The following is a 7,301-nucleotide window of genomic DNA, read 5'->3' on the forward strand; positions in this document are numbered from 1 at the left end:
CCCTTCATCGTGCGGTCGGAGGATTAGACCCCGTAGTACAGTTCGAACTCGAACGGGTGCGGGCGCTGCGCGAGCGGCTTGATTTCCTTCTCGCGCTTGTAGTCGATCCAGGTCTCGATGAGCTCCGGAGTGAAGACGTTGCCGGCGAGCAGGAAGTCGTGGTCGGCTTCGAGCGCCTGCAGGGCCTCTTCGAGCGATGCGGGAACCTGGGGGATGTTCTTCGCTTCTTCGGGCGGCAGCTCGTACAGGTCCTTGTCGACGGGCTCGTGCGGCTCGATACGGTTCTTGATCCCGTCGAGGCCGGCCATCAGCTGGGCGGCGAAGGCGAGGTACGGGTTACCGGACGCGTCGGGAGCACGGAACTCGAGGCGCTTGGCCTTGGGGTTGGTTCCGGTGATCGGGATACGGATCGACGCGGAGCGGTTACCGGCCGAGTAGACCAGGTTGACCGGTGCTTCGAAGCCGGGCACCAGGCGGTGGTAGGAGTTGACCGTCGGGTTGGTGAACGCGAGGACGGCGGGGGCGTGCTTGAGCAGACCACCGATGTACCAGCGGGCGACGTCGGACAGTCCGCCGTAGCCGGCCTCGTCATAGAACAGCGGCTTGCCATCGGCCCAGAGGGACTGGTGGGTGTGCATGCCGGAGCCGTTGTCGCCGAAGAGCGGCTTGGGCATGAAGGTGGCGGTCTTGCCCCACTCGTGCGCGGTGTTCTTGACGATGTACTTGAACTTCAGCAGGTCGTCCGCTGCGTGCACCATGGTGTCGAACTTGTAGTTGATCTCGCCCTGGCCGCCGGTGCCGACCTCGTGGTGGCTACGCTCCAGGATCAGACCGGCATCCATCAGCTTGAGGCAGATGTCGTCGCGCATGTCGGCGTGCTGGTCGACCGGGCTGACCGGGAAGTAACCACCCTTGAACGGGGTCTTGTTGGCGAGGTTGCCGCCCTCTTCCTTGCGGCCGGAGTTCCAGGCGCCTTCGCTGGAGTCGACCGAGTAGAAGCTGGTGTGCTGGTTGACCTCGTAGCGCACGTCGTCGAAGATGTAGAACTCGGCCTCGGAGCCGAAGTAAGCCGTGTCGCCGATGCCGGTGGAGGCGAGGTACTTCTCGGCCTTCTTGGCGACCTGGCGGGGGTCCTTGGAGTAGATCTCGCCGTTGCGGGGGTTGTAGATGTCGAAAAGCATGATCAGCGTGCGCTCGGCGCGGAACGCGTCGATGTAGGCGCTGGTGACGTCGGGGATGAGCTGCATGTCGGATTCGTGGATCGACGCGAAACCGCGGATCGACGAGCCGTCGAACATCTGGCCGACGGTGAAGAAGTCCTCGTCAACGGTCGACGCGGGGATGTTGAAGTGCTGCTGCACACCCGGCAGGTCGGTAAAACGGAGGTCAAGGAATTTGACATCGGTGTCCTTGATGAACGAGAGCACTTCGGACGAATCGCGGAACATGCGGGTTTACTCCAAACGACGTAGGCGTGGGTGACTGGAAATGTCGCACACTGCGGCTTCCCCGACACTATTACGGGCGGGTTACTTAAGAATGACGCTTATGTTTCCTCCATGTTACAGAGGGGGGCGCTCGGTAAACTGATCGGGTGAATTCGACGCCTTCTGGACCCACCACCTTCGGGCAGCTGCCGCCCAGTACCTGGCCGGGGGAGCGGCTGGGCCTGCCCAGGCTCGGTCCGCACTCCGTGGGGCGGGTGGGCAGGCGGATCGCTGCGCTGGTCATCGACTGGGCCATCGCCGTCGGGCTGACCTGTTTGATCTGGGGTTACACCCTGTTGAACTATGACGGTTTTGTGGTGCTGGGGGTGTTCGTCCTCCTGCAGGCCGTACAGCTGGCCGCGTTCGGCGCCAGCATCGGCCATTGGCTGGTCGGCCTGCGCCTGATCACGATCACCGGGGAGCGTGCCGGCCTGTGGCGCCCGATCGTGCGGTCGGTGCTCCTGGGCCTGGCCGTGCCCGCCCTGGTCTGGGACTCGGACCAGCGCGGCTTCCACGACAAGATCGCGGGCACCGTTCTGATCCGGAGGTAGCCGGAGCGCACTGCTTCCGAGAACGCCGGAAGGGCACGGGGTGACCCGTGCCCTTCCGGTATTCCGCCGGTCAGTTGCCGCGCTGCGGCCGGGCCTTCGTGGGGTCGACGCCCTTGGGAATCGGCAGCTTCTTGGTCATCGAGTTGAGACGGTTGTTCACCGCGAGCACCTCGGCCTTGGTCAGCGAGGGCTTGATCTTGGTCAAACGGCGGGCGAGCTTGTGCAACGGAACGGCGTCCGAGTCCGGGCCGACGGCGATGACCGTGACAGCGACGTTCCCGCCGACCTTGGCCACCGACCGCTTTTCCTCGTCCAGCATCCGGGCGGTGCGGGTGCGCGGGCCCTCGCTGATGAGGACCACGCCACCACGGCCGACGGCGCGGTAGACGGCGTCCTGGGTCTTGCCGTTGACGGCGACGGGCATCTCGCTGCCGACCCAGCCGCGCTTGAGCGAACTTCGCAGAACCGCGCCGACCGCGCCGGGCTGGCCCTCGATCTGCGAGTATGCGGCCTTCTCGGCACGGCGGCCCAGGATGATCAGCATCGCCAGGACACCACCGAGCACGCCGGCGACGATCCAGAGGGCGATCGTGAATCCGTTGTCCGGGGTCAGCAGGAGCGCGAACGCCAGGCCGATCAGGACGGGAATCAGGAAGCCCAGGATCATGAACAGAACGATGTTCGAGTCGTAGCGCCGGGTCATCTGGAAGACCTGCCACATTTGCTTCAAGCGGCCAGGTTCTTTGGGGGTGCTGGGACTTTTGTCCTTGCTTCGTGCCATGGTTCTAAGACTACCCAGTCGGTCGTAATCCGCGTGACGGATTTAGGGTCAAACGGCCTGGGTGAAGCCCAGGGCCGCGTCGGCGAGGTGCTGCAGCTCCTCCGGCACCTCCCGTCCGGTTGCCGTCATCGACTGGGCCCAGAGCCGGCCGGCGCGGTACGACGAGCGCACCAGGGGGCCGGCGAGCACCCCGAGAAAACCGATCTGCTCTGCTTCGGCCTTGAGCTCGACGAACTCCTCAGGGCGCACCCACCTGGCCACCGGCAGGTGCCGGGGGCTGGGCCGCAGGTATTGAGTGATGGTGATGATGTCGGTGCCGGCCGTATAGAGGTCGGCGAGGGCCTGGGACACTTCGGCGCGTTCTTCGCCCATGCCCAGGATCAGGTTCGACTTGGTGATCAGGCCGGCAGCGCGGCCCTGGCTCAGCACGTCCAGGGACCTGTCGTAACGGAATGCGGGGCGGATGCGTTTGAAGATCCGCGGGACGGTCTCGACGTTGTGTGCGAAAACCTCCGGCCGGGCGGAGAACACCTCCGCTAGATGGTCCCGGTTGCCCGAGAAATCCGGGACCAGGATCTCGACGCCGGTACCCGGGCTCTGCTGGTGGATCTGCCGGATGGTTTCGGCGTACAACCAGCAGCCCTCGTCGGGCAGATCGTCCCGGGCGACACCGGTCACCGTCGCGTAGCGCAGGTTCATCCGCAGAACGGACTCCGCGACCCGCCTGGGCTCATCGGTGTCATAGTCGGCGGGCTTTCCGGTGTCGATCTGACAGAAGTCGCAGCGTCGGGTGCACTGGGAGCCGCCGATGAGGAAGGTTGCCTCGCGGTCCTCCCAGCACTCGTAGATGTTCGGGCAGGCGGCCTCCTGGCAGACGGTGTGCAGGTTCTCGCTGCTGACCAACTCCTGCAGCTGGCGGTACTCGGGGCCCATCCGGGCGCGGGTCTTGATCCAGGACGGCTTCCGTTCGATGGGCGTCTCGGCGTTGCGGATCTCCAGCCGGAGCATCCGGCGGCCCTCCGGGGCGGCGCTCACGCTGGCACCGCCAGCCGGGCGCGGAAACGGGTGGTCACGGCGTCGACGGTGTCCTGGGGGCTGACGTCACGGCCGAGGACCAGGGACATCGTGGTGACACCGGCGTCCTTGATGCCGCAGGCGACGATGCGGTCGTACGGCTCCAGCGAATTGTTGCAGTTGAGTGCAAATCCGTGCATGGTCACGCCGTCGGCGACCCGGATGCCGATGGCGGCGATCTTGTCTTCGGCCCCGTCGGGTCCGACCCAGACCCCGCTGCGGCCCGCAACCCGCCGGCCGTCGATGCCGAAGTCGGCCAGGGCCTCGATGAGGATGCCCTCGAGCAGCCGCACGTAGCCGACCACGTCGATCGGGTCGGGCAGGCGCAGGATCGGATATCCGATCAACTGCCCTGGCCCGTGCCAGGTGATCCGGCCGCCACGGTCGACGTCCACGACCGGGGTGCCGTCGGTGGGACGGTCCTCCGGTTGGGTCCGTTTGCCGGCCGTGTAGACGGCGGGGTGTTCGAGGAGCAGGACGGTGTTCGGTCGATGACCGGACACCACCGTGCGATGGACGGCGCGCTGGAGCTCAAGGCCCTCGAAATACGGCACGGAGTTGGCGCTTAGCCCCGCGACGACAAAGTCGAGCATGCAGCCAGTCTAGGGGGCACTCCTCCCCAGCGGGAGCGCCCCGCGAGTTCGCCCCGAAAATCAACCGGGGGACGCCGGGAGGCGCCCGTCACGGCACGGTGGCCCGATGGAACAGATGCGTGATCCCTCGAACGAGAGAACCCTGGCCGGGTTCCGCGTGGTGCGCCGGATCGGCACCGGCAGCCGGTCGACGGTGTACCTCGCGCAGGCGGTCGGTGCGCAGGCAGCCGGTGCACAGGCGGAGGGCGCGCAGGCAGTCGGCGGCCAGGCCGGGAACCTGACCGTGGCACTGAAGGTGTTTCGTCTGGATGCCGACCGGGCGGCACTGAACCGGCAGGTGCGAGCCATGCTCACCGTGCCACCATCGATGCTGGTGCCGCTGCGGGACGTGGCCACGGCTCCGGACGGCCGGCTCTGCCTGGTGATGGACCGGCTGGCCGGTTCGCCCCTGGACCGGCTGCTGGCGGAGCGGGGTCGGATCGCAGCCGGCGAGGTGGTCACGATAGCCGCGACGATCACGGCCACCCTCCAGGCGCTGCATGACGCCGGCTTCAGCCATCCGATGATCGGACCGGACTGCGTGCGGTTCGACGGCGCGGGCAGACCGGTGCTGCTCGGCTTGGGTGCGCTGGACGACCTGCCGGCCGGGGGAGCTGCGGCGGCCAGGCGGCGGGACGACTTGGTGCGGCTGGCGGGATGGTTGAGATCGTTGGTGGAGCATCTGGACCCGCGCACGGCGGAAGCGGCGACATCGGGCTCGCTGATGGCCGAGTTCGAGGCGGCGGCCACGGCGCGGCCCGTCCCGGCAGACCTCACGGCCGTGGAATCCGCGCTCTTCGACTGGGCCCCGGCGACAGCGGTGCGTGGCGCCGTGCCCGGCGCCGCTGAACCGGAGCGTTGCACGCCGGCCGGGCTGATTCCTGGGCCCGGGACGCCGCAGACGACGCTGACCAGGTCAGCGAGGCCGGCGGCGGTCCCTGATCCTGCCGGACGGGGCCCGGTGCGGCGGTCCGAGGGCAGGAACGGGAGTCCGGTCCAGCTTGTGCTGCGGCAGGTGGCTGTGCTGCGCGATGCGGTCCGGACCGATGTCGCTGGGAGGGGCGCCGTGTGGCGGAGAACGGCGTCGAGTTTTGGTGCGCTGGGACGAGCCCGCCGACCCGTCCTGGTCGGCGTCTGCCTGGCCGTCACGCTCGCGGCCGGCAGCCTGGTGGCGCTGTCCTGGACGGGCTCTCCGGCCGCGTCGGGGGAGATCACCGACCTGCGGGACCCGGCTCCGGCCCCTGACGAGTCGCCGTCCTCGCAGGACGGCGCGCCGGCGGGTTCGGAGGAATTCGCGGCGACACTCGTCGGTGACGATCCGGCAGCAGCGACCCTGGCGCTGCTGCAGTTGCGCCAGCGGTGCCTGGCGGCTGCGTCGGTGCTCTGCCTTGACGGGGTCGACCAGGCCGGGTCAGCAGCCATGGCGGCCGATTCCTATGCCGCGCGGCAGCCGATCGGCCCCAGCGGGGAAGCGGACGGTCGACCCGGGAACGGGAATGTCGACGAGCTGGGGTTCACGGCGAGCATCCAGGAGCGGCGGGGCAACGCGGCGTTGATCGTGCTCACCCCGGCGGCGGGCACACTGCATACACAACCGGCCTCGGCCCTGGTGATCAGGGGCGAGGCCGGCTGGCGGTTACGCGAGCTCTTCGACTACTGACCGCTACGTGGCCAGGAACGCTGAGCTGTGCTACTAGATTCCGAGGTTGGCCTCGAACGCGCCTGCTTCCAGCCGCGCCTTCATCGTGGTGAGGAAGCGCGAGGCGTCCGCTCCATCGATGATGCGGTGGTCGTAGGAGAGCGCCAGGAACACCGTCGAGCGGATGGCGATCGAGTCCAAGCCCTTGTCGGTGACGACGATGGGCTTCTTGTAGACCACGCCGGTGCCGAGAATGGCGCTCTGCGGCAGGAAGACCACCGGGGTGTCGAACAGCGCGCCGCGCGACCCCGTGTTGGTCAGCGTGAACGTGCCACCGGACAGTTCGTCGGGCTTGAGCTTGTTGTCGCGGGTGCGTGCAGCCAGGTCGGCGATCTGGGCGGCGAAACCGGCCAGATCGAGTTCGCCGGCGTCGCGGATGACGGGCGTCAGCAGGCCACGCTCGGTGTCAACGGCGATGCTCATGTTCTCCTGGCCGGGGTACACGATCGACGTGCCGTCGACGGTCGCGTTGATGATCGGGTTCGCCTTCAGCGCCTCGGCCGCGGCCAGGGCGAAGAACGGCAGGAAGGAGAGCTTGTTGCCGGTCTTCTCGTGGAAGGAGACCTTCACCTTGTCGCGCAGCATGGCGACACGGGTGACGTCCACCTCCACGACGGTGGTGAGCTGGGCGGTCTGCTGCATGGATGCGACGGCGCGTTCGGCGACGACCTTGCGCAGGCGCGACATCGGCTGCGTGGTTCCGCGCAGCGGCGACACCTCAACCTCGGCGGCGGCCGGGGTGGCGGGCGCGGCCGATGCGGAGATGATGTCCTGCTTGCGGATCCGTCCGCCGACACCGGTGCCGGTGATGGTGGAGAGGTCGACGCCGGCCTCGTTCGCGAGCTTGCGAACGATGGGAGTGACGTAGCCGCTGGTACCGCTGTGAGCGCCACGGGTGGGCTCGGCGGCGGGTGCTGCGGGAGCAGGTGCTGCCGGTGCTGCCGGAGCGGCAGCGACCGGTGCGGGCGCAGCGGGGGCAGGTGCCACGGGTGCAGCTGCAGCGGGTGCTGCGGCCACGGGTGCGGGTGCTGCCGGGGCGGGGGCTGCGGGGGCCGGTGCGGCGGCGGGCGCCGGCTC

7 protein-coding genes are annotated in these 7,301 nt (G+C 68.1%); 2 read left to right on the forward strand and 5 right to left on the reverse strand.

Annotated elements, in window-relative coordinates:
• Positions 1-23 precede the first annotated feature (23 nt).
• A complete protein-coding gene (gene glnA / locus E3T61_RS08690; protein ID WP_088456157.1) occupies positions 24-1,448 on the reverse strand; it encodes a type I glutamate--ammonia ligase in 1,425 nt (474 codons plus the stop codon).
• A 146-nt stretch (positions 1,449-1,594) separates the two neighbouring features.
• On the opposite strand from glnA, the gene E3T61_RS08695 reads away from it, so the two are divergent.
• Positions 1,595-2,038 (forward strand): RDD family protein, encoded by a 444-nt coding sequence (locus tag E3T61_RS08695; protein ID WP_134640447.1) that lies wholly within the window; start codon positions 1,595-1,597, stop codon positions 2,036-2,038.
• Positions 2,039-2,108: 70 nt separating this feature from the next.
• Here E3T61_RS08695 and E3T61_RS08700 read toward each other — a convergent pair whose 3' ends face one another.
• Genes E3T61_RS08700 through lipB form a run of 3 tightly spaced genes read right to left on the reverse strand, consistent with a single transcriptional unit; the run spans position 2,109 to position 4,486 of the window.
• Positions 2,109-2,819, reverse strand: a complete 711-nt coding sequence (locus E3T61_RS08700) for a DUF4191 domain-containing protein (RefSeq protein WP_134640448.1) — start codon at positions 2,817-2,819, stop codon at positions 2,109-2,111.
• 48 nt (positions 2,820-2,867) lie between these two features.
• Entirely contained in the window at positions 2,868-3,854 is a 987-nt protein-coding gene (lipA, locus tag E3T61_RS08705; RefSeq protein WP_174776998.1) for a lipoyl synthase, read from the reverse strand.
• A complete protein-coding gene (lipB, locus tag E3T61_RS08710) occupies positions 3,851-4,486 on the reverse strand; it encodes a lipoyl(octanoyl) transferase LipB (RefSeq protein WP_134640449.1) in 636 nt (211 codons plus the stop codon). The genes lipA and lipB overlap by 4 nt, the downstream gene beginning before the upstream one ends.
• 106 nt (positions 4,487-4,592) lie before the next feature.
• Between lipB and E3T61_RS22545 the strand changes: the two genes are divergently transcribed.
• Positions 4,593-6,185: a protein kinase family protein gene (locus tag E3T61_RS22545; protein WP_134640450.1), complete on the forward strand. Its 1,593-nt coding sequence runs from the start codon at positions 4,593-4,595 to the stop codon at positions 6,183-6,185.
• A 33-nt stretch (positions 6,186-6,218) separates the two neighbouring features.
• On the opposite strand, the gene E3T61_RS08720 is transcribed toward E3T61_RS22545, so the two are convergent.
• Positions 6,219-7,301 (reverse strand): 2-oxo acid dehydrogenase subunit E2 (locus E3T61_RS08720; RefSeq protein ID WP_134640451.1); only part of this gene is annotated, 1,083 nt, incomplete at its 5' end.

This window comes from Cryobacterium lactosi (genome assembly GCF_004403945.1).
Lineage (GTDB): Bacteria > Actinomycetota > Actinomycetes > Actinomycetales > Microbacteriaceae > Cryobacterium > Cryobacterium lactosi.

Coding starts and splice junctions, on each gene's coding strand:
- glnA (WP_088456157.1), bottom strand. CDS start 1,448: ATGTTCCGCGATTCGTCCGAAGTGCTCTCGTTCATCAAGGACACCGAT.
- E3T61_RS08700 (WP_134640448.1), bottom strand. CDS start 2,819: ATGGCACGAAGCAAGGACAAAAGTCCCAGCACCCCCAAAGAACCTGGC.
- lipB (WP_134640449.1), bottom strand. CDS start 4,486: ATGCTCGACTTTGTCGTCGCGGGGCTAAGCGCCAACTCCGTGCCGTAT.
- E3T61_RS22545 (WP_134640450.1), top strand. CDS start 4,593: ATGGAACAGATGCGTGATCCCTCGAACGAGAGAACCCTGGCCGGGTTC.